Genomic DNA, 26,737 nt, shown 5'->3' on the forward strand with positions numbered 1-26,737 from the left:
TCGAAATGGCGGGTGGGTGGCGGACGACGGCTGGTGGGAGGCGCCGGTGGAGTCAGTTCACGTACAAGCAGAACGGATGCCCCGCCGGATCCAGCATCACCCGCACGTCGTCCTGCGGCTGGAAGTCGGCCAGTTCCGCGCCCGCCTCGACGGCGTGCGCGACCGCCTCGTCCAGGTCGTCGACCTCGAGGTCCAAGTGCATCGACATCTGCGGCTTGCCGTCCTCGGCCGGCCAGACCGGGCGCTGGTACTTCGGCTCGGTCTGGAAGGCCAGGTTGTAGCCGGCGTCCTTGGACGGCGCGAGCGTGACCCAGTTCGGTTCGTCGCCGAAGATCTGCCAGCCGAGCAGCCGCTGGTAGAACCGGCCCAGTTCCCGGGCGTCCGGTGCGTCGAGCGCGACGCCGAACCACTGTGCTTTCGTTCGGAGTGCCATGGATCACACCCTGCCGCCAAGTCGCGGCAGGGTCCAGGTCAGGCCGGCGGTGTCTTCGGGCTCAGCGGATCGCCGTGCCGATGCACGATCGCCCAGTCGCCGTGCTCCTTGCGGAACACCATCGTGGTCCGCAGCACGTGCGGATGGTCACCGGGCCGGTCGACGTACTGGACCGTGCAGCGCTCGATCGCGACCGTGTACGCCGTGTCGGACCCGGCGTGCTTGTCCAGGTACTCGAACTCGACCTTCGCGCCGCTCGGCCGGAACTGCGCCGAGGCCCACTCGTAGCGCGGGCCGATCTGCGACCAGCCGACCTCGTGCCCGCCGAAGCCGCCGAAGATCGAGGTCTGTTCACTGCGCGAGACCAGCGCCAGCCACAACGACGGGTCGCCGTTGACGAAGGCGGTGTTGGCTTCCTCCAACCGGCGCAGGAACGACTCGAACTGCAACGTCATCAGGTCTCCCTCGGGTGGGCGCGTTGGGACTCGCCCCCACGATAGGCCCGACGTCACTTGGCCCGGTCGTAGTCCGGGTTCAGCTCGCGGGCCAGGTGCTCGATGAACAGACCGACGTCGGTGACGATGCCGCGGGCCTGCGACGAGCCGCGGTCGGCCAGCTTGGTCACCGTCGCGGGGTTGATGTCGACGCAGGTGAGCGGGATCGAGGCCGGCAGAATGTTGCCGGTAGCAACCGAGTGCAGCATGGTCGCCGCCATCAGGCAGTAGCCGACGCCGGGCAGTGCCGCCCTCATCGCCCGCTGACCTTCCAGTACGTCGGTGTAGACGTCGGGCAGCGGGCCGTCGTCGCGCACCGAGCCGACCAGGACGTACGTGCCGCCCTTCTTCACCAGCGCGTGCATCACGCCGGAGGTGAGCACACCCTGCTCGACGGCGGCCGCGATCGAGCCGGCCTTGCGGATCGTGTTGATCGCGCGGATGTGGTGCTCGTGGCCGTGCTCGACGCCGCGGCCGCGGGCCAGGTCGACCCCGAGCGACGTCCCGTACAGCGAGGACTCGATGTCGTGAGTGGCCAGCGCGTTGCCGGCGAACAGCACGTCGACGTACCCGGCCTCGACGATCGCGACCATGGCCGGCGCCGCGCCGGTGTGCACGATGCCCGGGCCGCCGACCCAGAGCACCTTCTGGCCGTTCGCCTTCGCCTCGCGCATCCCGTCGGCGACCTGCTTGACCAGCACCCGCTGCGGCTTCTCGCTGGAGACGTCGGACTCCATGAAGCCGAACGACTCCTCGGTGTTCGCGACGATCGGCGGGGTCACCTTGACGCCCTGGGCGCTGGTGATGATCCGCATCCCGGCCTTCACGTCCGACATCGGGATGGTCCGTACGCCCCCGTTCTCGACCAGCAGCCCGCAGTCCATCTCCGGGTTGGTGACCTGCACCCAGTGGTTGTCCAGGCGCACGCTGGTGGGCAGGTTGGTGGTGGAGTAGAAGCCGTCGGGGAAGACACCGTCCTGGGTCACCTCGGTGATCTCCGCGGTGCCGGGATTGACCAGGTTCGCGCCCTTGGTCTGGATCCGCATCAGCAGCCGCTGCAGCGCTTCCTCGTCCTCGGCGCCGACCGTCATCCGGACCGTGGACGGGTCGTCCTTGTCGTAGCCGAGGTCGAACTTGTCCAGCGTGTACTCACCGCCGTACCCGCGGATGTCGTCCAGCACCCGGGACAGCAGCCCGGAGTCCATCAGGTGGCCGGTGATCTCGACCGTCTCGGTGACCTGCACGGGGTGCCTCCTCCGTCAGCGGGGATGTCGGATTGTCCGACGATCCGCCACTCTAGCGCCTGAAGCAGGTGCTACACCACGGCGCCGTCGTCCGGGGTGTCCTCGGGCGGCAGGCGGTCGTTCATCCGGATCACTAGCGTGAGGAAGCCGGCCATGAAGCCGACGACGCCGAGCAGCGTGATCCGGCCGGTGCCGAAGTCGAGCAGCGCGGCCAGCACGAGCAGCAGCGGACCGCCGATCAGACCGAGCCAGGCGGCGCGGCTGATCCAGTCCAGCCGGGGTCCACGGGTGGGCTCCGGCGGGATGTAGTGGTCGTGCGGGTCGTCGCTGCGCCGCGGCGGGGGCTCCTTCGGCGGCTCCTCGTCGGTGTCGCCCACGACCAGCCCGGCCGGTACGTCGATCAGCGGCTCGTAGGAGTTCTCGTCGACGTCCTCACTGGCGGGCCAGCGCGGCACCGGCGGCTCGTCGTGCCCGGGAGCCGATGGCGCGTTGAACTGCTCGACCAGCGACTTCCACTCGGCGTCCTCGGTGCTGCGGTCGATCACCCCGCGAGCCTTCTCGACGGCGTCGGCGTCCACGAAGATCTCCTCGAACCCGGCCGGCACCTTGCGCGCCGGTACGTCGGCCTTCGCCGGGGCCTCCGCCTTCGACGCGCTGTCGGCGGCCATCGGCTCGTCGTCGGCCGGTGCGAGGTCCTCGGGCTGCTCGGGCTCCGCGGACAGCTTGGTCTCCTCCTCCGACCCCGGCGGCGCGCAGTACGCGGCGATGCCGGCATCGGCCAGGGCGGACAGGACCGGGGTGGTGACCAGGGGGTCGATGCCGCCCATCGACGCGTACGCCGCGGCGGTCAGGCCGTTGTCACGCATCGGTGCCGATCCGGCGGACGAAGTCGGTCGTGCCGGCGAAGATGCGGGGAGCGTCGTTGTCCAGAGTAGCCACGTGATAACTGTCCTCGAGCAGGGTCTCGGTGACGTCGCGGGACGAGATCCGGGACAGCACCGTGCGCCCGGAACTCGGTTCGACGACGTGATCGACAGTACTGCGGAACAGCAGCACCGGCTGGGTCACCTTCGGCAGGTCCTCGCGGGTGATCTTCCACAGCTGCGACAGCGAGAACAGCGCGCGCAGCGGCATCCGGTCGTAGGCACCCTCGTCCACGCCGGGCTTCTTGATGTCGTTGGAGATCCCGGGGAACGACGGCAGGAGCCGCTGCAGCACCGGGAGCAGCGCGAGGCGCTTGTCGTCGGTCTGCACCGACGGGTTCACCAGGATCAGCCCGGCCACGTCCTCGCCGTGCTGCTCGGCCAGCCGCAGCACCAGGCATCCGCCCATCGACAGCCCGGCCAGGAAGACCCGGTCGTGCTCCTTGCGCAACCGCTCGAACTCGTTGTCGAGTACGGCGTACCAGTCGTGCCAGGTGGTCGTGTTCGCCTCGCGCCAGTGCGTGCCGTGGCCGGGCAGCCGCGGAACGGCGACGCCGTAGCCCTCGGCGGCCAGGTGCTCCGCGAACGGGCGCATCGACTTCGGCGACCCGGTGAAGCCGTGACTGAACAGGATCCCGATGCCGGCGTTCGGGCCGGAGCCGGGACTGCGGAACTCCTCCGCATGGGCTAACACGGGCACAGGTGCTCCTCAGCGTTCGCGTGGTGCCTGAGTCGTAATGGTCGCAGCCGCTCGGCCCGCCGCCCACCCCGGCCAGGGTGTCGGTCCGGCCACAGTGCCAGTCTGCAACCACAGATCAACACGGAGTGCAACCCCCTCATTCCCTGGCGGTGACATTGCCTGAGGAGGAAGCTGGAACGTAAGGTCCTGCCCGGCGGGTGCACTGTGCCCGGTGATGCGGGACACTGGAGCTGGCCGAAGGGTGGAGGTGGAGGCACGTGCTGTACCTGTTCCTCAGGCGGTTCCTGGTCGCTCCGATCGCGAAGCTCCTGTTCCGGCCGAAGGTGACCGGGCTGGAGAACATCCCGGAGACCGGCCCGGCGCTGCTGGTCAGCAACCACCTCGCGTTCTCCGACTCGATCTTCCTGCCGGTCGCCGTACCGCGCCAGATCGTCTTCCCGGCCAAGTCGGAGTACTTCACCGGCCCCGGTCTCAAGGGCAAGCTGGTCGCGACGTTCTTCCGCTCGATCGGCCAGATCCCGATCGACCGCTCCGGCGGCCGCGCGTCGCTGGCCGCGCTGAACACCGGCCTGGAGATCCTCGGCAAGGGTGAGCTGTTCGGCATCTACCCCGAGGGCACCCGCTCGCCCGACGGCCGGCTGTACAAGGGCAAGACCGGCGTCGCCCGGATGGCGATCGTGGCCGGCGTCCCGGTCATCCCGGTCGCGATGATCGACACCGAGAAGATCAACCCGCCCGGCACCGTGATGCCGAAGTGGTTCGTCCGCGAGCCCGGCCGCCGGCTGCCGCGCCTGGTCCGCCCCGGCGTCGCGATCGGCAAGCCGCTGGACTTCTCCCGCTACGAGGGTATGGAGCGCGACCGGTTCGTGCTGCGCTCGGTCACCGACGAAATCATGTACGCGATGATGGAGCTGTCCGGCCAGGAGTACGTCGACATGTACGCCGAGAAGGCCAAGGAACTGCTCAAGGCCGGCGAGAACATCGACGACCACCTCAAGCCGAGGCTGGACGACACCAAGGCTTCCTGAGCCCGACTCGTCGGAACTTCCGGTCCGGCATGGGTGAGGATGATGCTCGTGGAGAGCGAGCTGAACGTGCTGGGTGCCGAGTTGGAGGAGTGCGGGACCGATCCGGTCACCGGGTTCTTCCGGGACGGCTGTTGCAGCACGGGACCCGAGGATCTGGGCAGTCACACCGTCTGCGCGGTGATGACGACGGAGTTCCTGAGCTATCAGGAGTCGGTGGGCAACGACCTGAGTACGCCGCGGCCGGAGCTGGGCTTCGCCGGCCTGAAGCCGGGGGACCGGTGGTGCGTGGTCGCGGTGCGGTGGCTGCAGGCGTATCACGCGGGCGTCGCGGCGCCCGTCGTACTGGCCTCGACGCACCGGCGGGCGCTCGACACGATCCCGCTGGCGGTGCTGCGCGAGCACGCGGTCGACGTACCACCTGACCTCAGCTCGCTGCAGTGAGACGCCCGCGCACGGATTGTGGGGGCTCGAATATGGTTGGCGTATGCAATTCGCGACGTTGAACGAAGGCGTGGTGCCGGGTGTGCCCAGCCTGGACGAGCTGCGGGACCTCAAGCCGCTCCAGCAGCCCGAGTGGCCGGACCCGGTGGCGCTGGAGCAGGTGATCGGCCAGTTGCGGAAGATGCCGCCGCTGGTGTTCGCCGGCGAGTGCGACGACCTGACCGACAAGATCGGCGCCGTCGCCCGCGGTGAGGCGTTCCTGCTCCAGGGCGGCGACTGCGCCGAGACGTTCGACGGCGTGACCGCGGAGAACATCCGGGCCAAGCTCCGGGTGCTGCTGCAGATGTCGGTCGTGCTCCAGTACGCCGCGAGCGTGCCGGTGGTGAAGGTCGGCCGGATCGCCGGCCAGTACGCCAAGCCGCGCAGCTCCGGCGAGGAGACCCGTGAAGGCGTCACGCTGCCGTCGTACCGGGGTGACGCGGTGAACGGCATCGAGTTCACTCCCGAGGCCCGGATCCCGGATCCGGAGCGGCTGCGCGGGGTCTACAACGCGGCCGCCGCGACGCTGAACCTGACCCGCGCGTTCACCACCGGTGGTTACGCCGACCTGCACCAGGTGCACGCCTGGAACACCGACTTCGTCCGGTCCTCGCCGGTCGGGCAGAAGTACGAGCAGCTGGCCGGTGAGATCGAGCGCGCGCTGGCCTTCATGCGGGCCTGCGGCGCGACCTCCGACGAGTTCCGCACGGTCGACTTCTACGCCTCGCACGAAGCGCTGATCCTGGAGTACGAGCACGCGCTGACCCGGATCGACTCGCGCACCGAGCTGCCGTACGACGTGTCCGGCCACCTGCTCTGGGTCGGCGAGCGGACCCGGCAGCTGGACGGCGCGCACGTGGAGTTCCTGGCGTCGCTGAGCAACCCGCTCGGGGTGAAGATCGGCCCGACGACCACGCCGGACTACATCCGCGCGCTGATCGACAAGCTGAACCCGAAGGGCGTCGAGGGCCGGCTGACCTTCATCACCCGGATGGGTGCGGGCAAGATCCGCGAGGCGCTGCCGCCGTTGCTGGAGGCGGTCCGCGACCACGGCTCGCCGATCGCGTGGGTCTGCGACCCGATGCACGGCAACACCTACGAGACGCCGAACGGCTACAAGACCCGCAACTTCGACGACGTGATGCACGAGGTGCAGGGCTTCTTCGACGCCCACGAGCAGGTCGGCACCTGGCCGGGCGGTCTGCACGTCGAGCTGACCGGCGACGACGTCACCGAGTGCCTCGGTGGCGGTGAGGCGCTGGTCGCCGAGGACCTGGTCAACCGGTACGAGACCGCGTGCGACCCGCGGCTGAACCGGCACCAGTCGCTGGAGCTGTCGTTCATGGTGGCCGAGCGGCTGCGCGGGGCGCAGTCGTGATCGACCTGCGCTCGGACACCGTCACGCGGCCCTCGGCCGGCATGCTGGCGGCGATGACGAGCGCGCCGGTCGGCGACGACGTGTACGGCGAGGACCCGACGATCGCCGCGCTCGAGGAGCGGGTCGCCGACCTGCTCGGGCACGAGGCGGCGCTGTTCGTCGTGACCGGCTCGCTGGCGAACATCCTCGGCGTCCGCGCGCTCGTGCCGCCCGGCTCCGAGGTGCTGTGCGAGTCGCGGGCCCACATCGCCCGCGCTGAGCTCGGCGCCCACGCGGCCGTCAGCGGTGTCACCACCCGCAACTGGACCACCCCAGACGGCCAGATCGACCTCGACCAGATCCGCGAGCTGATCGCGCCCGACCTCGGCCCGTACTTCGTGCAGACCGCGGCCGTCTCGGTCGAGAACACGCACAACTTCGGCGGCGGTTCGATCCAGCATTCGTACGACGCGCTGGCCGAACTGCTCGACGAGGCCGGGCTGCCGTTGCACCTCGACGGCGCCCGGCTGTGGAACGCGTCGGTCGCGACCGGCGTACCGATGGCCGCATTCGGTTCCCGGGCGGCCGCGGTCAGCGTCTGCCTGTCGAAGGGCCTGGGCGCGCCGGTCGGATCGGTCCTGGCCGGTTCGGCCGAGCTGATCCGCGAGGCCCGGGTCTGGCGCAAGCGCCTCGGCGCCGGCTGGCGCCAGGCAGGCGTGCTCGCCGCGGCCGGCCTGTACGCCCTCGACCACAACGTCGAACGCCTCGCCGAGGACCACGCCAACGCCCGCCGGATCGCCGAGATCCTCGCCGACGCGGCCCCCGGCTCGGTCAAGCCCGACCAGGTCGAGACCAACATCGTCGTCGCCGACCTTGCGACCACCGGCCGCACTGTCGCCGAGGTAGTCGCGGGGGCCAAGGAGGCCGGGGTGCTGGTAGGGGGAGTGGGTGCGACCCAGCTGCGGCTCGTCACGCACTTGGACGCCTCAGCCGACGACTGCCGGCAGGCCGCCGAAACGATCGCGGGACTGCTGCGCTGAGCAAGTCACGGCGGGTCGGCCGGTCGTAACACGCACGGCCCGGTACAACCACGGCAACTCGTGCCGCGCCGGAATCTCGTCCCGCCGTCGCCAGGCGACCTCGAAATATCTCCGAACCACCACTTTCCCTTACAGCTCAGCGTCGGCCGTCGATGCTGCACCCTTCCGTCGTCGGCGCGACTCGCCGCGGCCGGCCTTCGGTACGGGCGAAGTACGGGCAGCGGGTTGTTCGTGATGGTCGGTAGCGTGCGGCTCCACACCAACGCGTCCGCCGGTCACGCCCCCGATCGGCCTCGGAAAGGACCGTGACGATGCCGAAAGCTCAGTGGACCCGGCGACTGCTCGCCGTACCGGCCGTGGCGATGGCCACGCTCCTGGCGGTCGCAAGTCCTGCTCACGCCGCAACCTTCACCCAGGCCTACGACAAGCCCGCGTCCGCGGGCGGTACCTACGGCGGGACCGTGGGCTTCATCGACCGGTACGCCAGCACCGGCGGCACCGACAACAACGAAGTCTGGGTCGGAGACCAGGACGACGGGTTCGGGATCGGCATCACGACCTCGAGCCGGCGGTCGGACGGAACGTGGACGGTACGGAGCTCGCGGTACGTCACCGACGGGGACTCGGACAGCTGGAACGTCAGCTTGCTGCACGGGCCGGCGAGGCTCCATATCTGCATCTACGTCCAGGGCGGCGACCTGTCGTACTGCTTCTTCCGGTACTTCAGCAACGCGTGAGTCGAGTGGCTGGGCCGACTCGCGGTCGGCGCGACAGTAGAATTCGGCGGTGACTGCCAACGCCCGGATCCACACCCTCGACCAGTTGCTCGACACCCTCGATCAAGTGGTTGCGGCCAGCGGCCGGGGTGACCGGTCGCAGAAGTCGGCGGCCGGGTTCTGGACCGAGCTGCTGTCGACCCCGGACCATCCCTTGGCGACCCAGCTGCCCGACGAACCGCTGGCGGACTGGAACTCTCGCGGCTTGCTCGGCAGTCTGGCGGGAGCGCGGGCGCTGGACATCGGGTGTGGGGGCGGGCGCAACAGCAGGTGGCTCGCCGAGCAGGGCGCGACGGTTGAGGGGATCGACCTCGCGGAACCTCTGCTGGACAGCGTTCGCGCGGCGATGCCGGAGGCGGTGACGTTGACCGCGCTCGATGTCCTGCGCGATCCGTTGCCGGCTGGGCAATTCGACTTCGTGTACGACTCGGGCTGCTTCCACCACATCGCCCCGCACCGGCGGATCACCTACCTCGAGCGGGTGCTGCCGCTGGTGCGCCCGGGTGGGCGGTTCGGGATCGTGACGTTCGCGGCCGAGCGGATGGCGACGCCGGACGACGAGGAGATCGTGCTGACCGGCGACACCGCGGGCGGCATGGCGTTCTCGCTCGACGACCTCGCGACGATCTTCGCGCCGCTCGAAACCGTCGAGCTGCGCGCCGTACGGTCCGGCGTCGAGGGAGCCTTCGGCCCGGACTTCCTGAACGCCGGGCTGTTCGCTGTCCACTAATCGTCACGGGCGCAAGGCGCTGGGAGGGCTCAAGGTAGGCTGACGGCGTCGGGTCACAGCGTTCGGGGAGAGCCGTGCGAGAGATCGTCGTGTTCAGCGGTAGTGCTCATTCCGGCCTTGCCGAGCAGGTGTGTGCCGATCTCGGGGTGGACCTGTCGCCGGTGGAGATCCACCGGTTCAGCAACGACTGCCTCCAGGTTCAGCTGCAGGTCAACTGCCGCCAGCGCGACGTCTACATCGTCCAGCCGCTGGTGCCGCCGACGCAGGAGCACCTGATGGAGCTGCTGCTGATGATCGACGCGGCGCGCGGGGCCTCGGCGGCGCAGATCACCGCCGTGATGCCGCACTACGCGTACGCGCGGTCGGACAAGAAGGACGCGTCGCGGATCTCGATCGGTGGCCGGCTGGTCGCCGATCTGCTGGTCGCGGCCGGCGTGGACCGGGTGCTGACGATGGCGCTGCACGCGCCGCAGGTGCACGGGTTCTTCTCGGTGCCGGTCGACCACCTGACCGCGATCGGCGTACTGGCCGATCACTTCCGTGGTACCGACCTGAGCAACACCGTCGTGGTCAGCCCGGACTTGGGCAACGCGAAGACCGCGACCCAGTTCGCGCGGCTGCTCGGGCTGCCGGTGGCGGCGGGCAGCAAGCAGCGGCTGGCCGACGACCGGGTGGTGATCGACGCGATCGTCGGCGACGTGGCCGGCAAGAAGGCGATCGTGCTGGACGACGAGATCGCGACCGGCGGATCGATCATCGAGCTGCTGGACCGGCTGAAGGATCTCGGCTGCACGCAGGCCGCGGTCGCGTGCACGCACGGGCTGTTCGCCGGCAAGGCGGTCGAGCGGTTGCGGGCGCACCCGTCGATCACCGAGGTGATCAGCACCGACACGGTCCCGCGCCCGGACGGCTTCCCGGAGCTGCAGGTCAGCTCGGTGTCCAAATTGTTCGCCGCCGCGATCCAGCGGATCCACGACGGCGAGTCGGTCAGCAGCCTGTTCGACGGCGTCGACCCGACCCACGGCCCGCCGCAGCCCAAGCTTCCGTTCTGACAGGGGTGCCGGAAGCGGCACCCCTTCAGATCAGCCCTCGCAGCACACTCGGTGCAGCCACTCCGGCTCGTGCCACCAGTACTCGCTGTCGTGCGAGTGAGCCTGATCCCGGCGTAGCGGCCGCGGTCCCGCGCTCGCCCGGGCCGTCGTCGCGAACGGCTCCAGCAACTCGTCGACCGTGTGCAGCCGCCCCGCGACCATCACCTGCTGCACGTCGGCGGCGTGCCGGATGTCGGCCAGCGGATTGCCCCGCACGAACGACAGATCCGCCTGCGCGCCCGGCTTCACGACGGCCAGCGTGTCCTCCAGATTCAGCCAGCGCGCGGGATTGCGGGTCGCGGTCGTCAGCGCCTCGTACGGCGTGAAGCCGCCGGCCACCATCGAGCGCAGATTCGCGTGCAGCGACACCGCGACGTTGTCCAGCGGCGCGTCCGTGCCGGCGATCACCAGCCCGCCGCCGCGATGGATCCGCAGCACCATGTCGACGTTGCCGCGGAGCAGCTCGCGTGTCGTCACCCCGGCCGGGCCGGACGCGGTGTTCACCTCGGCCTGGAAGGCGGCGTACTCCCAACTCGGGAAGAGCGTGGTGGTCCGCCGGTCGGTGAGCAGCGACGGGTCGTCGACGTGCGCGATGGTCGAGTTGAACAGCGTCGGCGTGACCGACAGGCCGGCGCGGGTGAAGAGCGTGACCACGTCGGCGTACGCGCGGCCGAGCCGGCTGACCGTGTGCGAGTAGCCGAGCCGGTTCGTCGCGCCGGTGTGCTCCATCCCGTCCATGCCGAGATGCTCGGCGGGGTAGAGGTAGTGCGACGACAGCTGCAGTCCGAGCCGGTGCACGGCCGCGATCGCGCGCCGCTGGTACTCGACCGGCAGCCGCACGTAGGTCTTCACCAGGTCGTAGCCGATGCCCTCGACCCGATCGATCTCCAGGCCGAGCTGCCGCAGCGACAACGTCGGGCGCATGAAGTTGTAGTAGACCCGCGACCCGTCGATCGCCTCACCGGTCGCGAAGTACCGCGGGCCGGTCAGCGAACCGTGAGAGAGCGCTTCCCGCGTCTCCTGCATCTGGTACACGGGATCGCCGGGAGAGCGCGTACTCGTGATCCCGTACGACAACCAGAGGTTGCCCTGCCGCGCACCCCACGCCCGTCCGCGCAGGTGCCAGTGGTTGTGCGCGTCGATCAGCCCGGGCATCACGGTCAAGCCGGACGCGTCGATGTCGGCTGTGCCGCGATGCGGGCGGACGGCGGCGATCTTCGACCCGTCGAGCACCACGTCGACGTCCTCGCGCAACTCCTGCGCGCGGCCGTCCCACAGAGCGCCGGCGTGGATCGTGACGTGCTGGTTCACCGTCGCCCGTCGCCACGTGAGATCGAGCCGGACGGTCCGCGGCCGAGCGCCGTCGACATCCGTACGCCGCAGTCTGCCGTTGTTCAGGTAGAGCAGGGTCCGGTCGTCCAGCCAGACCGGCGAGTCCGTGACCTCGCTCGTCACCGCGCGCGGCTCGCCGGTGAATCGCCCGCGCCGATCAACCGGTACGACGTACAGCAGGCTCTCGACGACGAAGGCCAGCCGACGGCCGTCGGGGGAGAAGACCGGACCGTCGTCGCCGCGGGTCGCGAGCGAGCGGAACGGCATCGGTTCGACGTACTCGAAGGCGGTGCTGGCGACGTCGACGTACAGCAGTTGGCTGGTGCCTTCCCGGAATCGCTTCGAGAACGGCTTGACCGCCGCGAGCACGATGGTCTTTCCGTCCGCGGACCAGCTGACCCGGCCGGGCTGGAAGAGCGTCGGCGTGATTTGGCGCACCTGCTGCGAGCCGAGGTCGAGGATCCAGGCGATGCCGTCCTGATCCTGATAAGCGACCTGGCGGCCGTTCGGTGAGAACCGCGGCGCGGTCTGGGCCCCGGGCAACGAGGAGAGCTTGGTATCGGTGCCCTTGGCAAGGTCGTGCAGCCACAGGTCCGCCGTACCGTCGCGGTCGCTTGCGTAGAGCAACGTCCGGCCGTCGGGGGAGAAGTCCGGGTCCGAGTTGAAGTAGCCGTCGGCAACGATCTTGCGCGGGCTGCCGCTGCCGTCGGTCCGGGCGAGCCAAAGCGCGTTCAGGGCACGGAAGCTCAGCCACCGCCCGTCCGGGGAGACTGCCGGGCTCGCGATCCCCTTCACTGCTCGAGGTCTGGTCGACTCGATGTCCGGACCCTTCGGCCGCGGCCGCTTCGACGTGACCGGCACGACCGCGGTGAACGCGATCGCCTGCGCCGCGCCGCCGACCCGATGCTTCATCACCTGACCGTCCGCGGTGTAGTACAGCTCGTTGGCCGACGCCCAGGACGGCGGCAGGGCGAAGACGTCCTTGCCGCTGGTCACCGCGGTGTCGCCGATCATCAGGTCGCTCGCCGGTCCGGTGAGCCGAACGTACGCGAGCTTCCCATCCGGCGAGTACGACGGCCCGAACACCGTCGTCCCCGCCTGCGCCGGTACGACGGTCCGCCGGGCACCGGTGGTCAGGTCGAGCTCGACGATCGCGGCGGTGTCGACGGTGAACGCGACCTTCCGGCCCTCGGGGGAGACGGCCGGCTCCGCCTCCTCGGTCGGGTCGTCGGTGAGCGCGACGATCGCGCCGGTTCGCAGATCCAGCCGGTGGATCCCGTAGCTACTGCCGCCGCGGTCGGAGGAGAACACGATCGCCCGGCCGTCCGGCGTGAAGTGCGGCTCGCGATGGTCGTACCGGCCCTTGGTGAGCTGACGCAGCCCGTGACCGTCGGGCCGAATCGTCCACAGGTGGAAGTTGCCATCGCGGTAGGACTGGAAAACGAGCTGCTGCCCGTCCGGTGACCATCGCGGCCGGGTGGCGTCCTGCAGATCGTCGGTCAGCCGAGTCGCCCAACCACCGCCGGCCGACGTCACCCAGATCGCGGTCACCAGGTCGAACGCCAGCCGGCGTCCGTCCGGGGATACCGCGACCATGAAGTTCGTGCCTTGCGTCAAGGTGGCGTGGTTGCCGCTGGTCGCGGCCTGCTCGGCGGAGGCGAAGCCGGAAGTGGCGGTGGCGCCGGCGATCGGCAGCGACCCGGCCACGGCGACGCCGCCGGTGAGTTGCAGAGCACGGCGGCGGGAAATGCTCCAGACAGCGGGGTCTTCATGGTTCACGCGCGGATCCAATCCCTCGGGGCGGTGGGACAAATCCGAATCTGCCAGCAGTGTCCACACCCGTTGAGCCTGTACGGCGCGTCGCGCGACGAACGGATGATTCACTGCGACGAACGGCCCACCGTCCCCCCACCGCGCCGCCGCGAATTTCACCGCCCAGTGCCCCGACGCCCAGCATTCAGCGCCCACCGCCCGCGCTCCGCCCCCAGCACCCGCGCCCGCCACCGGCGCTCCGCCCCCAGCACCCGCGCCCGCCACCGGCGCTCCGCGCCCAACACCCGCGCCCGCCACCGGCGCTCCGCGCCCGACACCCGCGCCCGCCACCGGCGCTCCGCGCCCGACACCCGCGCCCGCCACCGGCGCTCCGCGCCCGACACCCGCGCCCGCCACCGGCGCTCCGCGTCCAACACCCGCGCTCCGCGCCCAACACCCGCGCTCCGCGCCCAACACCCGCGCCCCGAGCCCCGCCGCCCAGCCCCCACCCAGCCCTGGCGGACCCCGAGCCCCGCCCTCCAGCACCCCGCACCCAACCCCCCACCCTGGCGCTCTGCTGTCCCATTTGGACGGTTAACCCGGTCAGTGGTGGGTTCCATGACCGCAGGCGGTCGTAGAACCCACCAGCACGAGGGTTAACCATTGAAATGGTGAGGAGTGGGCAGGGCTCAGGCGCGAGAACTCGACCGAGGTGATCGGCTGGTCGCGCCATCGGCCGCGGGATCGATTGAGTGCCCCGGTGTCGTCGGGCCGCCACCGGCCGAGCCGGCCGCGGGGCCCGCCACAGGCCGAGTCGGCCGCGGGGCCGCCACTGCGGGGATCGGCTGAGCTATCCGCCGGGCCGCGTCCGCGCGGGGATCGGTTGAGGCTGCCGCTGCACCGCCGACCGCGCGGATCTCTGAGCCTGCCGCCGGGCCGTTGCCCGCGAGAATCGGCGAGCCCGCCGCGGAGCCGCCCGCTGGTCTCGGCGGAACAGACGCAGCGCCACGGCGTACCGACCGGAGACTCCCGCCGGGCCGCCGTCGACCACGGTCGTCCGTTGCGGCTGCTCTATCGTCTGCGGCATGAGTTCTGTTTCCCCTGACGGTCCTGCGGGAGCGGCGGCGACGTCCGGCACTGTAAGGCGTCTGACCGCTTCTCCGAAGGTCCGCGCGATGCTGGCTGCGGTCGCTTGCGTTCTGATCGCGTTGATCGCCGCGCTCGCGGTGGACAGCCGGCTTGACCGGCATTGGCTGATTCGCGGTCTCACGCTGCTGCTCGCGATCGGCTGCGCGGCCGTGCTTGGGGCCGAGAACGGCCGCCGGGGACGCCGGATCATCGCCGGGGTCGGGATTCTGATGTTCGGTTTCGTCTTCCCGGTGACGTCGACGACCTGGGCGACGCCGCCGGAGATCGACTTCGCGCTTGCGGTCGCGGACGACGCCGAAGCTGCCGCCGCAAAGGATGCGATGAGCGCCGTCACGGTCGAGCACGTCAAAGCGGCAGCCGAAGCCCGCGGTGGCGCGATCGGCTCGCCTGTCACCGAGAAGTCACCCGAGTCTCGTGGCGCGACCGAGTACCCGTTGATCGTGCGCCCGGACAAGAACAAGGGCCGCCCGTGGGCCTGCCTCACCTTCGAGCACGGCTTCACGGCGAAGATCCGCGCCTGCTGAGACGCAGGCCAGCGGCTTGCTGAGGTCAAGCCCGGTGTCTGCAGGTGACGGCCAGCCTGCTGAGGTGAAGACCGTGCCTGCTGAGATGACGGCCGGCGCCTGCTGAGGTGAAGACCCGCGCGTGTTGAGGTGTAGACCCGCCCGCTGAGGTTGAAGGCCAGCGCCCGCTGCCGCCACACCCGGGGCAGCGATGGCAGCGGCGACCGCTGATCAGTACTCGCGCGCCAGTTCCTCCGATCGGACGAACGGATCCCAGTCGACCGACGGCCCGTCCAGCTGCGCCGCCGCCAACTCGTGCCCGGCTCGCCACCCGGCCCGCGGCCGGCCCGGCAGCTCGCGATCGCCGAGCACATGGTGAACACCAGCCGGCACCCCTCCGCCGTACCGGTGAGCTCCCAGCTGACGATCTCGCCCATCCACTCGTCCTCGAGCGGCTCGTCCCCGCACATCCGGCCGACGCCTAAGCATTGACAAGATTTGCACACCGTACAAATACTTCGAACTATGTTAAAGAACGGCCCGACCTGGCGCGAGGCCCGACGGGAGAACGCCCGCGCGGCGGTTCTCGCGGCCGCCTGGGCGTTGGTCCGGGAGGAAGGGCTGGCGTCGCTGTCGCTGCGGGAGTTGGCTCGGCGGGCCGGGATCAGCACGCCGACTGTCTACGCGTACTTCGATTCGAAGAACGCGATCTTCGACGCGATGTTCGCCGACGCGGCGCTGAGCTTCGTCGAGCTGAAGGCCGGCTTGCCGGTGACCGAGGATCCGCGCCGGGATCTGCTGACCGAGGCCGAGGCGTTCGTCCAGTTCTGCGTCTCCGACATTCCCCGCTACCAACTGCTGTTCCAGCGCTCCGTCCCGGGCTTCACGCCGTCGCCGGAGTCCTACGAGCTCGCCGTTCAGGCCCTCGAGGTCACGCGTGAGCTCCTCGCACGCAACGGCGTGCACGATCCGCGGCACCTCGACATCTGGACCGCCGTGACGACCGGCCTGGTCGACCAGCAGGTCTCCAACGACCCTGGTGGCGACCGGTGGAGCCGGCTCGTCGGCGAGGTGACCCAGATGTTCCTCGATCGCTACGCGACCGGGGAGACCCGTACCTGAGGAGGACTCATGTCCACCGTCACACCCGCCAGGCTGCACCACCTCGCCCTCACCGTGACCGACCTGGACGCCAGCGTCCGGTGGTACGGGGAGATCTTCGACGTCCATCCGCTGATGGACATCCCGCACAAGGGCGGCCTCGGCCGGATCCTCGCCGACGCGGACCGGCACCTGATGATCGCCCTGCACCGGCACGAGGACAACGACGGCCGGCTCTGTGCGGAAACCACGACGGGGCTCGACCACGCGGGCTTCGCGGTTGGCAGCCGCGCTGACCTCGAGCAATGGCAAGACCATCTCGAAGCGCACGGCGTCGTCCGCAGCGACCAGGCGGACAAACCGCTCACCCAGTCACCGATCGCGGACGAGCCCTACGCTTCGGTCCTGGTCTTCCGCGACCAGGACAACATCCAGCTGGAGCTCTTCGCCCCCGCCCGGCAGTGAGCGGAGGTCCGCTGAGGTGAAGCGCCCGCTGATCAGTACTCGCGCGCCAGCTCCTCAGCCCGGGCGAACGGATCCCACGTCACCGGTACGCCGTCCAGCTGCGCCGCGACCACCTCGAGCCCGGCTTCCCACCCGGCCGCCGCGGGCCCCGCCGCGTCCCGGTCGGTGAGCACGTTCGTGAACACCAGCCGGCAGCCGTCCGCCGTACCGGTGAGCTCCCAGCTGAGGATCTCGCCCATCCACTCGTACTCGAGCGCGTGCGGCGGCTCGTTGCGCAGCATTCGCCCGTTCGGCTTGCGGTCCGGATCGTCCGCCATCCCGTACGTCGCCCGCTGGCGCTCGGTAACTCCGAAGAACATCTCGCTCCCCGCCGGCGCCGACAGATCCACGATCGCGGGAAACCAGACCGCCAGCTGCACCGGATCGGTCAGCGCTCGCCACACCTTCTCCGGCGGATGCGCGAACAGCCGGACGAAGCGGATCGCGACCCGCCCGTCGTCGGTCGCGTGCACCGTGCCGCGCTCAGATGCCATGGCTGGAATATAACCAGATCAGCATGTAAGAGCAAGCCGTCCAGCAGGTGAGAAATCGATTTCTCGCACCACCATCGGGCCGATAACCCGCTTAGGCTCGCGGCCATGACTCTTGGGAACCTGACCGGAATCAGCGCCGTCGCCAATGTCCAGAGCCGCTCGATCAGCGCGGAAAACCCGACCGGCGAGCCCGGCCAGGGCGGACGCCGGACCGAGGGGACCGGCGCCCACGCGGCGCGCGACCTCGGGCAGGGCTGGAAGGTGTCGCCGTCGATCGAGATCGGGCCGGGGGAGACCGCGACGCTCGCGGACATCGCCGGCAGCGGCTGCATCACTCACATCTGGCTCACGACGCACAGCGACAACTGGCGGCGGCTGGTGCTGCGCTCGTACTGGGACGGTGACGACGCTCCCGCGGTCGAGGCGCCGGTCGGCGACTTCTTCTGCTCGGGCTGGGGCCGGTTTGCCCAGGTCAACGCGCTGCCGGTCTCGGTGAACCCCAACGGCGGCTTCAACTGCTACTGGGAGATGCCGTTCCGCGAGCAGGCTCGGCTGACGGTGGAGAACACGTCCGACGAGAAGGTGATCGTCTACTTCCAGGTCGACTACTGGCTCGGCGAGGTGGCGGCCGAGTCGGCGTACCTGCATGCGCAGTGGCGGCGGAGCAACCCGCTGCCGTCGAAGACCGTGCACACCCTGCTCGACGGCGTCGAAGGGCCGGGCCACTACGTCGGCACCTACATCGCGTGGGGGGTGAACAGCTCGGGCTGGTGGGGCGAGGGTGAGGTCAAGTTCTACCTGGACGGCGAGGAGTACCCGACGATCTGCGGCACCGGCACCGAGGACTACTTCGGCGGCGCCTGGAACTTCGACCTCGGGCCCGACCGCGGCGGCTACGCCGAGTTCAGTACGCCGTACCTGGGGATGCCGCAGGTGATCCGGCCCGATGGCCAGTACGCGAGCCAGCAGCGGTTCGGCATGTACCGCTTCCACCTGCCCGACCCGATCCGCTTCCGTGAGTCGCTGCGCGTCGACGTCCAGGCCCTCGGCTGGCGCTCGGGCGGCCGCTACCTGCCGCTGCAGGACGACATCGCGTCGACGGCGTTCTTCTACTCGTCGAAGACCAGCACCACCCGCCCCGAGGCGCCGACCCCCGACGTGATGGAGATCTGCTAGGGCACCGGAAGCGGGTTGCGCAGCGCCGCCACGGTGAGTACGACGACGGCCGATGTCCAGCCGAGCGGGGCTTCACCGGCGGGCTGCAGGTCGCGGTTGACCTTTTCCGGTAGGGCTCCGCTCGGAGTGCGGTGGGTGTCCAGCCAGCGCAGGAGTTCTTCGGCGGTCGCGCGGTCGCCGCGGGCTGCCGCGTTCAGGGCGAAGAGGGCGGTTTGCGGAGTCCAAGCGACGCCGTCGGCGCGCCATTGTTCGCCGGGAGTGACGCCGCCGTTGGGCTGGGTCAGGGCGTGCCTGGTCCGGGTGATCACATCGTCGATCCGGGGATCCGCGGGGGCGAAGGGTGGGCCGAGGATCGTGACGATCGCGTCGGCGCCGCCGCCGATGCCGATCCGCAGGCCTGGTTCCAGGAGGCTGACCGAGCGGGCCGGAGTGCGCGGATAGTCCGGTGCGAAGTGGCGATTTGTTGCCTTGGACAACCGGTCGAACGCGGTCTGCCAGCGTTCGGCCTCCGCTGGATGGCCGAGCTCTCGGGCGATCGCCAGACCCGCGCGCAGGCCGGTGAGCAGGGGAGCGACCGTGCCGAGGGTGACCTCGGTCTCCTCGCGTTCCCAGTAGTCGGGCGACGGGCCCGGGAGGTCGTTCGGGCCGAGCTCGGAGACGATCTGGTCGGCGGACTCCTTGACCATCGGCCAGTACCGGGCCAGATCGCGATCGCAGAACCAGGTCGCCCACAGCACCCAGCCGGATCCGTCCAGCTGCGGTTCCCGGCCGTCGTTCGGTACGCCGCCGGTTTCGGCGAAGTAGCGCGCTTCCCAGCGGCCGGCCATCGGGCGGACCCGGTCGAGGAACCCAAGCACGCGCGCGGCCTCGTCGTACTGGCCGATCGCACAGCGCGCCGCGGCCACGAACGACGCGTCCCGCGGCCAGACGAACCGCCACGGCCCGTCGTTGCCGGCCAAGGTGGCGCCGTTCGGCAGGGTGAGGGCGTCGAGATCGGCGAGCGCGTGCCGCACGAGGTCGGCGTACGGCACGCTGGCGTACGGCGTACCAGCGGTGGCCGGCGGCAACGACCGGCCCGGGATGCCGTCGGCAACGAGCTGCGGCTGGGGATTCCGGTCCAGGTTGGAAATGGTGCCGCCGGCAAGGACCGCGAGCAGGACGGCGATCACGGCGGCCGGGAACCCCCGGACCCGTCGCGCGCTGTCGTCCCGCATCACCGGCTCCCTACTGGCCGAGGTGCTGGACCTCGGCCTCGATCTTCTTCCGTGGCGCCAGCTCGACCAGGTACATCGCCGCCACCACGAACGCGCCGCCGATCAGCATCCGCGCGGTCACGCTCTCCGATCCGAACAGTACGGCGAACCCGGACGCGAACACCGGCTCCATCGTCATCGCGATCGCCGCGCGCGTCGGGGTCAGGTGGGCCTGCGCCCAGGTCTGCACGATCAGCGCCAGCGCTCCCGCGACCAGGGCCATGTAGACCACCCGGACCCAGTCGCCCCCGCCGGACGGCAGCGTGAAGCCGCCGGGGATCGCGCCGATCGCGCAGACGACCGTGATCACCACCATCTGCAACGCCGACAGGCCGAACGCGTTGGACGGTGTCGACCAGGCGCCGAGCCCGATGATGTGCAGCGCGTACAGGCCGGCCGAGGCCAGGGTGAGCAGCTCACCCGTGCCGAGGCTGAAGTCGCGCAGGGAGAGTACGCCGAGGCCGACTGTGGCGAGCACGACCGCGATCCAGGCCCAGCGCCCGATCTTGTGCCGCAGGATGACCGCGGCCAGCAATGGCGTGAACACGACGTACATGCCGGTGACGAAGCCCGAGACGCTCGCCGACGTGTGCCGCAGGCCCTCGGTCTGGACGAGCTGCGCGATGCCGTACGTGACGCCGAGCGCGACGCCGCGGCCGCGGTCGAGGCGGCTGAGCCGGGCGATCGCCGGGGGATGGACCAGGATCAGCGCGACCGCGGCGATCAGGAAGCGCAGCGCCAGGTAGTCGGCGACGTCCATCCTGGTCAGGAGGTCCTTGGTCAGGAAGAACGTGGAGCCCCAGGCCGCGGCGACCGCGAGCAGGGCGATCACGGCGACGCGCGGGTGATTCACGAGCAAAGCTAACCAGACACCTGACAGGGCGACCAAAATCCCGGTACTGCGCGGTCTTGCCAATAGTTAACCGAAGATGGAACTATTCCAGCATGGCGAACGATCAGGTCGACCGGTTCTTCGAGGTGCTGGCCGACCCGACCCGGCGACAGGTGGTGCGGTTGCTCGGGGAGGGACCGCAGCGGGCCGGGCGATTGGCGGCCGCGACCGGCGTCTCGTCCCCGGCGATGAGCCGGCACCTGCGAATCCTGCTGGCGGCCGGCCTGGTGACCGACGAGCGGGTCGCCGAGGACGCGCGGGCGCGGGTGTTCCGGCTGCGGCCGGAGCCTGTGGTCGCGGTCCAGGCCTGGCTCGACCAGGTGCAGGCGCACTGGCAGGAGCAGCTCGGCGCCTTCAAGAAGCACGTCGACGAGAGGGAGACACCGTGACGAAGCAGTCCGCATCCGCGACCGTTGAGGTCGCCGCCGATCCGGCGACGGCGTTCCGGATCTTCACCGAGGAGATCGACCTGTGGTGGGCCCGTGGCCCGATCAACTACTTCGACTCAGGCCGCGCGGTGGAGATGCGGATCGAGCCCGGTGTCGGCGGGCGAATTCTGGAGGTGTACCGGGTCGCGGCCGATCCGGCGGACGAGGATGCGCTGGAGATCGGCCGGATCACGCTGTGGGAGCCGGGGGTCCGACTCGGCTACCGCAGTTCGGTCGACGACACCGAGACCGAGATCGCTTTCGAGCCGGTCGAGGCCGGTACCCGCGTCATTGTCGAGCAGATTCTCCGGCCTGGGGGCGAGAAGGCGTTCTACCAATGGCCCAACGTCATCAGGTGGTTCCCGAAGTGGGTGGCTCGCCGCGACTCCGCGCCGTCGGTTCCGCGTGAACTCGGGCGGCTCTCGGTCGCCTTGCACTACCGGGATCCGCATGCTGCCGCGCGCTGGTTGCACACTACGTTCGGCCTCGACTCGTGGGACCGCATCCCTGGCGAAGGTGAGCGGTTGTCCTGGATCGAGCTGCACGTCGGCACCTCCGCGATCCTGCTCTTCGAGCTCGAAGACAACAGTGCGCCTCGCGCCGACCATGCCGTCTGGGTGTACGTCGACGACCTGGACGCCCATTTCGCTCGTAGTACCGAGCAGGGGGCCAAGATCGTCACCGAGATCCATCAGCACGGCTATCGCCGCTACGAGGCCGAGGACCTCGAGGGCCATCGCTGGACGTTCGCGCAGGCTCGGCCGACGATGGCTTGATGCCGACGTTCGGAACGATCCAGTACGACGACTCCGGCCGCGGCGATGCGGTGCTGCTGCTGCCGGGGTGGGCGGGGAGTGCGGTCGAGTTCGGGCGGTTGCGGGCTGAGCTCGACGACGGCTTCCGGGTTGTGTCAGCCGACCTGCCGGGGTCGGGGCGGTCGGGTCCGCAGCCGCGGGAGTACTCGGTGGACTTCTACGCCGAGGACGCGCGGGCGTTCCTCGCGTTGCTCGACAAACTCGGGATCGGCGCGGCTCATCTGGTCGGGTTCAGCGACGGGGGAGAGGTCGCGCTGCTGATGGCGGGCCTCGCGCCCGGTCGAGCACTGTCCGTCCTCGCCTGGGGAGCGGCCGGCCAGATCGTCGAGCCGGTCAACGGCCCGTCGTACGACGAGTTGGAGCGGTTGATCGACGAACCGGTCCGGGAGCTGCTGCCGCTGGCGGCGTACCTGGCCGAGGCGTACGGCGCCGCGAACGCCCGGACGATGGCGAGAAGCTGGGCCGGAGCTCTTCGCGCGATCACCGCGGCGGGTGGCGACGTCTCGCTGTCGCGCGCCGCGGGAATCTCCTGTCCCGCATTGCTGATCGCCGGCTCGGAGGATCCGTTCTGCCCGCCGTACTTGGTGGAGAAGTTGGCTGCCCAGATTCCGTCCGCCCGCTTCGAGCTCTTCGAATACGCCAACCACGACCTGCATTACTCATCCCCGCAGCGGTTCACCAATACCGTCGTGGACTGGCTGACCTCGCACTAGCCGGCTGTTACCGTGCGGCCGGTGGGGGGTGAGGAGATGGTCGAGCGGATCGTGGCGCGGACCCAGGAGCACGGGGGAGCGACGTTCAGCCTGGTCGCCTCGGCGTTCGCCGAGCTGGAGAGCTACTGGTACTTCCCGAAGTACCCGTCACGGACGCGGATCGTGGATCCATCCCGGTTGCGGAGCGAGTTGCTGGAATTCATCCAGCAGAACCACGAGGTGTGCCGGGAGTCCGACGTCTGGATCGGCACCTGGCTGAATCCTCGATCCGGCCGCTGTTACCTGGACATCACCATGCGGATGAGGGATCAGGACGAGGCGATCGCGAGGGCGCGCCTGGTCAGTGTGGCCGAGGCGCGGAACGTGGTGACGATCTACAACCCGTACCTCGACCGGACCGAGTACGTCTGGGACGACGTCAGGTTCTAGTCCGTGTTGTCGATTCCGTGCGACGTTGTTCGTCAGACTGCTGCAGGGGTGGATCGAGGACGGGAGTTCGAGATGGCAGCGATCGTGTCGACGGTGGAGGTTGCCGGTACGCCGGACGAGGTGTTCGCGTACGTGGTCGACCCGGACCGGTTTCCGGAGTGGCAGGCCGGTGTCGTGGACGGGCAGTTGGAGGGCGAGACGGCCGAGGTCGGGGCGAAGTGCACGACGACCCGGCGGATCGGCGGGCGGGAACGGACGGTGGTGTCGGAGCTGGTCCGGCTGGATCCGCCGCGGGCCTGGGGTGTGCGCGGGACCGACGGCCCGATCCGCGCCGCCGTCGACGTGACCGTCGAGCCGGTCCCGGGACGGCGTGCGTGCACGGTGCGGATCGACGTCGACTTCGAGGGACACGGCATCGGCAAGGTCCTGGTGCCGCTGCTGGTGCGGCCGCAGTCCCGCCGCGAGATGCGCGGCAACATGGCCCGCCTGAAGCAGCGGCTCGACGACGCCGCCGGCTCAGCGTCGGACGATCGTGATGCCGCCGGCTGAGCGTCAGACGACGATGTAGCCGGGACGATCGCGGCGCCGACGGCTGAGTGTCAGACGATCGTGACGATGACGGTCGTGCCCGGCTGGGCCTGCTTGCCCGCGGCCGGGTTCTGACCGGCGACCAGGTTGAGCCCGAGGTGGAACGGGGCCTGCTCGACCTTCACCTTGAAGCCGGCCTCAGTGAGGATCTTCTGGGCGTCGGCCAGGCCCTTGCGGCGCACGTTGGGGACCTCGACCAGCGGCGGGCCCTTGGAGACGACGAGCTTGACCTTGTCCTTGGCGAACAGGGTGCCGTTGTTCGGCGTCTGGGACACGACCGAGCCGGCCGGGACCTTCGCGTCGTACTCGTTGGTGCGCTCGACCACGAAGCCGGCCTTGCGCAGCGCGCGGCTGGCGTCGCTGACGGGCTTGCCGGTCATGTCCGGCACGCTGATCGGACGGCGGCCGAGACTGATCCACAGGTTGACCGTGTTGCCAGGCTTCATCACCGTGTCGAATTTCGGCGTGAACGTGATCACCCGCCCGGCCGGCACGGTCTCGTTGTAGCTGTTGCTGACCCGGCCGGTGACCAGCTTGATCGACTCCAGCGCGCGCCGCGCGGCCTCCTCTTCCAGGCCCTTCAGCTGCGGAACCCGATAGCGTTCGGGACCCTTGGAGACGGTGAGAGCGATCTCGCCCTCCTTGCGGATCCGCTCGCCGGGAGACGGGCTGGTGCCCATCACCTGACCGCGCGGGACGGTTTCGGAGAAGTCTTGGTTCGCCAGCTTCGTGGTGAGGCCGAGCTCGCCCGCCTTGGCCGACGCGTCGGTGGCGGTCAGGTTCAGCAGGACCGGGGTCGAGGTGTAGCGATGGATCCCGTAGTACCAGCCGGCCGCGCCGACACCGATCGCAAGAGCCAGTACGGCGATCAGCGCGATCAGCCCACGACCCCTGCGCGCCGGCACCGGCGCGACCCGGGTGGCGGGTGCCGCGCCGCGCTCGAACGGCACGACGATCGTCTCGTTCGGCCGTCCCGGCGGGTGATAGCCGTTGGACCGCGGTTCCTCGTACGGCGGGTAGCCGTCGCGGCGGTGCTCGACGTACCCGTTGCCGCGCGTGTAGCCGTCGTCGTACCCGGAGTCCTCGCGGACCGCCTGCAGCGGCACGGTCAGGTCGCCGGTCAGCTCCGGATCGTCCGGCAGCCCTTCCTCCAGCGCGCTGCGAACCCGGCGAAGCTGGCGGCTCATGACCCGGGCGTCGGCCGGGCGCAGATCGCGATCGCGCGCCGTGGCCCGCTGGACCAGCGCGTCGACGTACGGCGGGATGCTCGGCTCGAGCAACGACGGCGCCGGGACGTCGGCGTGCACGTGCGCGTACGCGACCTGGATCGGCGTCTCGCCGGTGTGCGGCTTGCTGCCGGTCAGCAGTTCGTACAGCAGGATGCCGGCCGAGTACACGTCGGACCGCGCGTCGGCGCTGCCGTCGGTGACGAGCTCGGGCGCGAGGTAGGAAACCGTGCCCATCAGCAGACCCTGCGTCGCGGTCTGACCGGTCGTCGTGACCGCGCGGGCCAGGCCGAAGTCGGCGACCTTGACCGTGCCGTCGTGCGAGATCAGCACGTTCTCGGGCTTGATGTCGCGGTGCACGATGCCGGCGTCGTGGGCGGCCGAGAGCGCGGACAGCACCGGCATCAGCAGGTCGAGCGCGCGAGCCGGCGACAGCGGCGCCTGCTCCCGGACGACGTCGCGCAGCGTCCGGCCGGGCACGTACTCCATCGCCAGGAACAGCGTGCCGTCGTCCTCGCCCTGGTCGAACACGGCGACCACGTTCGGGTGCGACAGCTTCGCGGCGGCCCGCGCCTCGGCGACGAACCGGCGGCCGAACTCGGCGTCGTCGCCCATGCCCAGATGCATCACCTTGAGCGCGACGACCCGGTCCAGCCGCATGTCGAGCGCCTCGTAGACGGTCGCCATCCCGCCCTTGGCGACGCGCGCACCCACGCGGTACCGCCCGTCGAGCACCCGCCCGACCAGGCGGTCGCCGACCTGGGTGTCTACGTCGTCCGTCACGTGCGGTGAGCCGCCTCTCGAAGCCAGTCTGCAATGAGAGTGTAAATAAGCAGTCCCGGCGCAGCTTTACCGCCGCGCCGGGACCAGTGACGGTCACGCTCCGGAGCCTCTGCTCCGGCACCGGAAATCAGGCCGGGTTCCACCCGCTCTCGAGGCGGGTCTTGATCTGCAGCACGCTCTTCACGTACTGCTTGGTGTCGGGATACATCCCGTTACGCCGTACGCCGCCCAGGCCCTGGTAGTACCCGGCGACCGCGATGTCGAGCTTGGCCGCGCCGGTCAACCGGTCCAGCAGGACCACGCCCGCGGTGATGTTGTCCTGCGGTTTCAGCAGGTCGAGCTTGCGGCCGACGATCGCCGAGGCGTACCGCCCGGTGGACGGGATCACCTGCATCGCGCCGATCGCGTTCGCCGGCGACACCACCCGCTGCTTCCAGCCCGACTCCTGCCAGGAGATCGCCAGGGCCAGCTCGGGATCGACGCCGTAGCGCTGCGAGGTCGCGATGATCATCGAGCGGATCTGGCCGCGGCTGGGCAGTTTGCGGTTCTTCAGCGTGGCGCGGTTCTTGTCGGCGGCATCGACCACGTCGTCGGCGTAGATCCGCCCGTTGAAGGTGTTGTTCTTCTTCTTGCCGGGCTTCGCGGTTGCCTTCGGCACCGGAACCGGCACCAGGATCGGTTTGCCGACGTAGATCCGGTCGCTGCGCTTCATCCCGTTCACCGACAGCAGGTAGGCCTGGCTGACGTGGTACCGCCGGGCGATCCCGCCGATCGTGTCGCCGGACTTCACGACGTAGCTGATCCGGCCGCGTCCGGCGGCGGTGGTGCGTGGTGGTGCTTTCTTCGGCCCGCCGGGCAACTGGAGGACCTCGCCGGCGTAGATCGCGTTGCCGTTGCCGGGCAGGTCGTTCAGTGCGACCAGCGTCTTGACCGTGGTCCCGTACCGGGCGGCGATGTGACTCAGCGTGTCGCCCTGCTTGACCTTGTACTGCCCGAAGCCGGGCGAACCGGCGGTGATCACCCCGGCGGCGATCAGCGGGACCGCCAGGCCGGTGAGGATCTTGACGACGGTACGCCGCCGGTTCCGCGGCTCGGATCGGACGTTGTGCTCGGGCTCAGGCGCCGTGGCGCTCGTGTTCGTCATATCCATCTCCCCGTGTCAACGTCCCTTGACCGTAAGTGGTGATGCTGATGTGACAACAGGGACCGACGGGGCGCAGGTTACGGCTGTTACCCAATGTTTACAGTTGACGCCTGAACTACATGGATGTGGTTCACAATCGACGCGCCCACAAGGGGTTTG

28 protein-coding genes are annotated in these 26,737 nt (G+C 69.8%); 16 read left to right on the plus strand and 12 right to left on the minus strand.

The features are described 5' to 3' along the window. Positions 1–52 precede the first annotated feature (52 nt). The 5 genes from ACQPXM_RS16350 to ACQPXM_RS16370 form a co-directional block, all read right to left on the minus strand. Positions 53–433 (minus strand): VOC family protein, encoded by a 381-nt coding sequence (locus tag ACQPXM_RS16350; RefSeq protein ID WP_432949409.1) that lies wholly within the window; start codon positions 431–433, stop codon positions 53–55. Between the two features lie 38 nt (positions 434–471). Then, complete coding sequence (locus ACQPXM_RS16355) at positions 472–888, minus strand: YybH family protein (protein WP_432949411.1); 417 nt, start codon at positions 886–888, stop codon at positions 472–474. Between the two features lie 53 nt (positions 889–941). Then, a complete protein-coding gene (locus ACQPXM_RS16360; protein WP_077016864.1) occupies positions 942–2,171 on the minus strand; it encodes a TIGR00300 family protein in 1,230 nt (409 codons plus the stop codon). A gap of 71 nt (positions 2,172–2,242) precedes the next feature. After that, positions 2,243–3,037, minus strand: coding sequence for a hypothetical protein (locus tag ACQPXM_RS16365; RefSeq protein WP_432949413.1), 795 nt, complete (start codon positions 3,035–3,037; stop codon positions 2,243–2,245). Next, entirely contained in the window at positions 3,030–3,794 is a 765-nt protein-coding gene (locus tag ACQPXM_RS16370) for an alpha/beta hydrolase (protein WP_432949415.1), read from the minus strand. The genes ACQPXM_RS16365 and ACQPXM_RS16370 overlap by 8 nt, the downstream gene beginning before the upstream one ends. 257 nt (positions 3,795–4,051) lie before the next feature. Between ACQPXM_RS16370 and ACQPXM_RS16375 the strand changes: the two genes are divergently transcribed. The 7 genes from ACQPXM_RS16375 (at position 4,052) to ACQPXM_RS16405 (ending at position 10,257) form a co-directional block, all read left to right on the plus strand. Further along, the gene (locus tag ACQPXM_RS16375) at positions 4,052–4,822 is read left to right on the plus strand and encodes a lysophospholipid acyltransferase family protein (protein ID WP_432949417.1); all 771 of its coding nucleotides are present in this window, start codon (positions 4,052–4,054) and stop codon (positions 4,820–4,822) included. A 48-nt stretch (positions 4,823–4,870) separates the two neighbouring features. Next, positions 4,871–5,263 carry a DUF2237 family protein gene (locus tag ACQPXM_RS16380; RefSeq protein ID WP_432949419.1) on the plus strand — a complete coding sequence of 131 codons (393 nt, stop codon included), beginning with the start codon at positions 4,871–4,873 and terminating at the stop codon, positions 5,261–5,263. A 43-nt stretch (positions 5,264–5,306) separates the two neighbouring features. Then, positions 5,307–6,680, plus strand: a complete 1,374-nt coding sequence (locus tag ACQPXM_RS16385) for a class II 3-deoxy-7-phosphoheptulonate synthase (RefSeq protein ID WP_432949421.1) — start codon at positions 5,307–5,309, stop codon at positions 6,678–6,680. After that, positions 6,677–7,699, plus strand: coding sequence for a threonine aldolase family protein (locus ACQPXM_RS16390; protein WP_432949423.1), 1,023 nt, complete (start codon positions 6,677–6,679; stop codon positions 7,697–7,699). The genes ACQPXM_RS16385 and ACQPXM_RS16390 overlap by 4 nt, the downstream gene beginning before the upstream one ends. Positions 7,700–8,010: 311 nt before the next feature. Further along, positions 8,011–8,436 carry a hypothetical protein gene (locus ACQPXM_RS16395; protein WP_432949425.1) on the plus strand — a complete coding sequence of 142 codons (426 nt, stop codon included), beginning with the start codon at positions 8,011–8,013 and terminating at the stop codon, positions 8,434–8,436. Between the two features lie 49 nt (positions 8,437–8,485). Continuing rightward, positions 8,486–9,205: a class I SAM-dependent methyltransferase gene (locus tag ACQPXM_RS16400; RefSeq protein ID WP_432949427.1), complete on the plus strand. Its 720-nt coding sequence runs from the start codon at positions 8,486–8,488 to the stop codon at positions 9,203–9,205. Between the two features lie 74 nt (positions 9,206–9,279). Further along, positions 9,280–10,257 carry a ribose-phosphate diphosphokinase gene (locus ACQPXM_RS16405; protein ID WP_432949428.1) on the plus strand — a complete coding sequence of 326 codons (978 nt, stop codon included), beginning with the start codon at positions 9,280–9,282 and terminating at the stop codon, positions 10,255–10,257. A gap of 30 nt (positions 10,258–10,287) precedes the next feature. On the opposite strand, the gene ACQPXM_RS16410 is transcribed toward ACQPXM_RS16405, so the two are convergent. Continuing rightward, positions 10,288–13,407, minus strand: a complete 3,120-nt coding sequence (locus ACQPXM_RS16410) for an amidohydrolase family protein (protein ID WP_432949429.1) — start codon at positions 13,405–13,407, stop codon at positions 10,288–10,290. Between the two features lie 1,058 nt (positions 13,408–14,465). On the opposite strand from ACQPXM_RS16410, the gene ACQPXM_RS16415 reads away from it, so the two are divergent. Beyond that, complete coding sequence (locus ACQPXM_RS16415; protein ID WP_432949431.1) at positions 14,466–15,053, plus strand: hypothetical protein; 588 nt, start codon at positions 14,466–14,468, stop codon at positions 15,051–15,053. Between the two features lie 210 nt (positions 15,054–15,263). Here the strand turns inward: ACQPXM_RS16415 and ACQPXM_RS16420 are convergent, their stop codons facing one another. Then, positions 15,264–15,425, minus strand: coding sequence for a hypothetical protein (locus ACQPXM_RS16420; RefSeq protein WP_432949433.1), 162 nt, complete (start codon positions 15,423–15,425; stop codon positions 15,264–15,266). Between the two features lie 132 nt (positions 15,426–15,557). Between ACQPXM_RS16420 and ACQPXM_RS16425 the strand changes: the two genes are divergently transcribed. Further along, on the plus strand, positions 15,558–16,154 hold the full coding sequence (locus ACQPXM_RS16425) for a TetR/AcrR family transcriptional regulator (protein ID WP_432949434.1): 597 nt from the start codon (positions 15,558–15,560) through the stop codon (positions 16,152–16,154). 9 nt (positions 16,155–16,163) lie between these two features. After that, positions 16,164–16,598, plus strand: coding sequence for a VOC family protein (locus ACQPXM_RS16430; protein ID WP_432949436.1), 435 nt, complete (start codon positions 16,164–16,166; stop codon positions 16,596–16,598). A 32-nt stretch (positions 16,599–16,630) separates the two neighbouring features. On the opposite strand, the gene ACQPXM_RS16435 is transcribed toward ACQPXM_RS16430, so the two are convergent. Then, positions 16,631–17,131: an SRPBCC family protein gene (locus ACQPXM_RS16435; RefSeq protein ID WP_432949438.1), complete on the minus strand. Its 501-nt coding sequence runs from the start codon at positions 17,129–17,131 to the stop codon at positions 16,631–16,633. Between the two features lie 105 nt (positions 17,132–17,236). Between ACQPXM_RS16435 and ACQPXM_RS16440 the strand changes: the two genes are divergently transcribed. Beyond that, the gene (locus tag ACQPXM_RS16440; RefSeq protein WP_432949440.1) at positions 17,237–18,307 is read left to right on the plus strand and encodes a glycoside hydrolase family 172 protein; all 1,071 of its coding nucleotides are present in this window, start codon (positions 17,237–17,239) and stop codon (positions 18,305–18,307) included. Here the strand turns inward: ACQPXM_RS16440 and ACQPXM_RS16445 are convergent. Together ACQPXM_RS16445 and ACQPXM_RS16450 are read right to left on the minus strand one after the other, a co-directional pair. After that, positions 18,304–19,521: a glucoamylase gene (locus ACQPXM_RS16445; protein WP_432949442.1), complete on the minus strand. Its 1,218-nt coding sequence runs from the start codon at positions 19,519–19,521 to the stop codon at positions 18,304–18,306. The genes ACQPXM_RS16440 and ACQPXM_RS16445 overlap by 4 nt on opposite strands. Before the next feature lie 10 nt (positions 19,522–19,531). Further along, positions 19,532–20,413 carry a DMT family transporter gene (locus ACQPXM_RS16450; protein WP_432949444.1) on the minus strand — a complete coding sequence of 294 codons (882 nt, stop codon included), beginning with the start codon at positions 20,411–20,413 and terminating at the stop codon, positions 19,532–19,534. A 92-nt stretch (positions 20,414–20,505) separates the two neighbouring features. Here ACQPXM_RS16450 and ACQPXM_RS16455 point away from each other — a divergent pair, with 92 nt between their 5' ends. The 5 genes from ACQPXM_RS16455 to ACQPXM_RS16475 all read left to right on the plus strand — a co-directional run bounded on the left by ACQPXM_RS16455 (position 20,506) and on the right by ACQPXM_RS16475 (position 23,386). Further along, on the plus strand, positions 20,506–20,841 hold the full coding sequence (locus ACQPXM_RS16455; RefSeq protein ID WP_432949446.1) for an ArsR/SmtB family transcription factor: 336 nt from the start codon (positions 20,506–20,508) through the stop codon (positions 20,839–20,841). Further along, positions 20,838–21,656: a VOC family protein gene (locus tag ACQPXM_RS16460; protein ID WP_432949448.1), complete on the plus strand. Its 819-nt coding sequence runs from the start codon at positions 20,838–20,840 to the stop codon at positions 21,654–21,656. Before ACQPXM_RS16455 ends, ACQPXM_RS16460 begins: the two co-directional genes overlap by 4 nt. Continuing rightward, a complete protein-coding gene (locus ACQPXM_RS16465) occupies positions 21,656–22,408 on the plus strand; it encodes an alpha/beta fold hydrolase (RefSeq protein WP_432949450.1) in 753 nt (250 codons plus the stop codon). The genes ACQPXM_RS16460 and ACQPXM_RS16465 overlap by 1 nt, the downstream gene beginning before the upstream one ends. Positions 22,409–22,429: 21 nt before the next feature. Then, entirely contained in the window at positions 22,430–22,837 is a 408-nt protein-coding gene (locus ACQPXM_RS16470) for a hypothetical protein (protein ID WP_432949452.1), read from the plus strand. Between the two features lie 72 nt (positions 22,838–22,909). Further along, the gene (locus tag ACQPXM_RS16475; protein WP_432949454.1) at positions 22,910–23,386 is read left to right on the plus strand and encodes an SRPBCC family protein; all 477 of its coding nucleotides are present in this window, start codon (positions 22,910–22,912) and stop codon (positions 23,384–23,386) included. Positions 23,387–23,436: 50 nt separating this feature from the next. Here the strand turns inward: ACQPXM_RS16475 and pknB are convergent, their stop codons facing one another. Both pknB and ACQPXM_RS16485 read right to left on the minus strand, forming a co-directional pair. Further along, positions 23,437–25,434, minus strand: coding sequence for a Stk1 family PASTA domain-containing Ser/Thr kinase (gene pknB, locus ACQPXM_RS16480; RefSeq protein WP_432949456.1), 1,998 nt, complete (start codon positions 25,432–25,434; stop codon positions 23,437–23,439). A gap of 127 nt (positions 25,435–25,561) precedes the next feature. After that, a complete protein-coding gene (locus ACQPXM_RS16485; RefSeq protein WP_432949458.1) occupies positions 25,562–26,578 on the minus strand; it encodes a LysM peptidoglycan-binding domain-containing protein in 1,017 nt (338 codons plus the stop codon). Positions 26,579–26,737 lie beyond the last annotated feature (159 nt).

Source organism: Kribbella sp. CA-253562 (assembly GCF_050942265.1).
Taxonomy (GTDB): Bacteria; Actinomycetota; Actinomycetes; order Propionibacteriales; family Kribbellaceae; genus Kribbella.

Coding starts and splice junctions, on each gene's coding strand:
- ACQPXM_RS16395 (WP_432949425.1), top strand. CDS start 8,011: ATGCCGAAAGCTCAGTGGACCCGGCGACTGCTCGCCGTACCGGCCGTG.
- ACQPXM_RS16440 (WP_432949440.1), top strand. CDS start 17,237: ATGACTCTTGGGAACCTGACCGGAATCAGCGCCGTCGCCAATGTCCAG.
- ACQPXM_RS16445 (WP_432949442.1), bottom strand. CDS start 19,521: ATGCGGGACGACAGCGCGCGACGGGTCCGGGGGTTCCCGGCCGCCGTG.
- ACQPXM_RS16415 (WP_432949431.1), top strand. CDS start 14,466: ATGAGTTCTGTTTCCCCTGACGGTCCTGCGGGAGCGGCGGCGACGTCC.
- ACQPXM_RS16475 (WP_432949454.1), top strand. CDS start 22,910: ATGGCAGCGATCGTGTCGACGGTGGAGGTTGCCGGTACGCCGGACGAG.
- ACQPXM_RS16465 (WP_432949450.1), top strand. CDS start 21,656: ATGCCGACGTTCGGAACGATCCAGTACGACGACTCCGGCCGCGGCGAT.
- ACQPXM_RS16430 (WP_432949436.1), top strand. CDS start 16,164: ATGTCCACCGTCACACCCGCCAGGCTGCACCACCTCGCCCTCACCGTG.
- ACQPXM_RS16425 (WP_432949434.1), top strand. CDS start 15,558: ATGTTAAAGAACGGCCCGACCTGGCGCGAGGCCCGACGGGAGAACGCC.
- ACQPXM_RS16355 (WP_432949411.1), bottom strand. CDS start 888: ATGACGTTGCAGTTCGAGTCGTTCCTGCGCCGGTTGGAGGAAGCCAAC.
- ACQPXM_RS16385 (WP_432949421.1), top strand. CDS start 5,307: ATGCAATTCGCGACGTTGAACGAAGGCGTGGTGCCGGGTGTGCCCAGC.
- ACQPXM_RS16365 (WP_432949413.1), bottom strand. CDS start 3,037: ATGCGTGACAACGGCCTGACCGCCGCGGCGTACGCGTCGATGGGCGGC.
- ACQPXM_RS16485 (WP_432949458.1), bottom strand. CDS start 26,578: ATGACGAACACGAGCGCCACGGCGCCTGAGCCCGAGCACAACGTCCGA.
- ACQPXM_RS16350 (WP_432949409.1), bottom strand. CDS start 433: ATGGCACTCCGAACGAAAGCACAGTGGTTCGGCGTCGCGCTCGACGCA.
- ACQPXM_RS16455 (WP_432949446.1), top strand. CDS start 20,506: ATGGCGAACGATCAGGTCGACCGGTTCTTCGAGGTGCTGGCCGACCCG.
- ACQPXM_RS16435 (WP_432949438.1), bottom strand. CDS start 17,131: ATGGCATCTGAGCGCGGCACGGTGCACGCGACCGACGACGGGCGGGTC.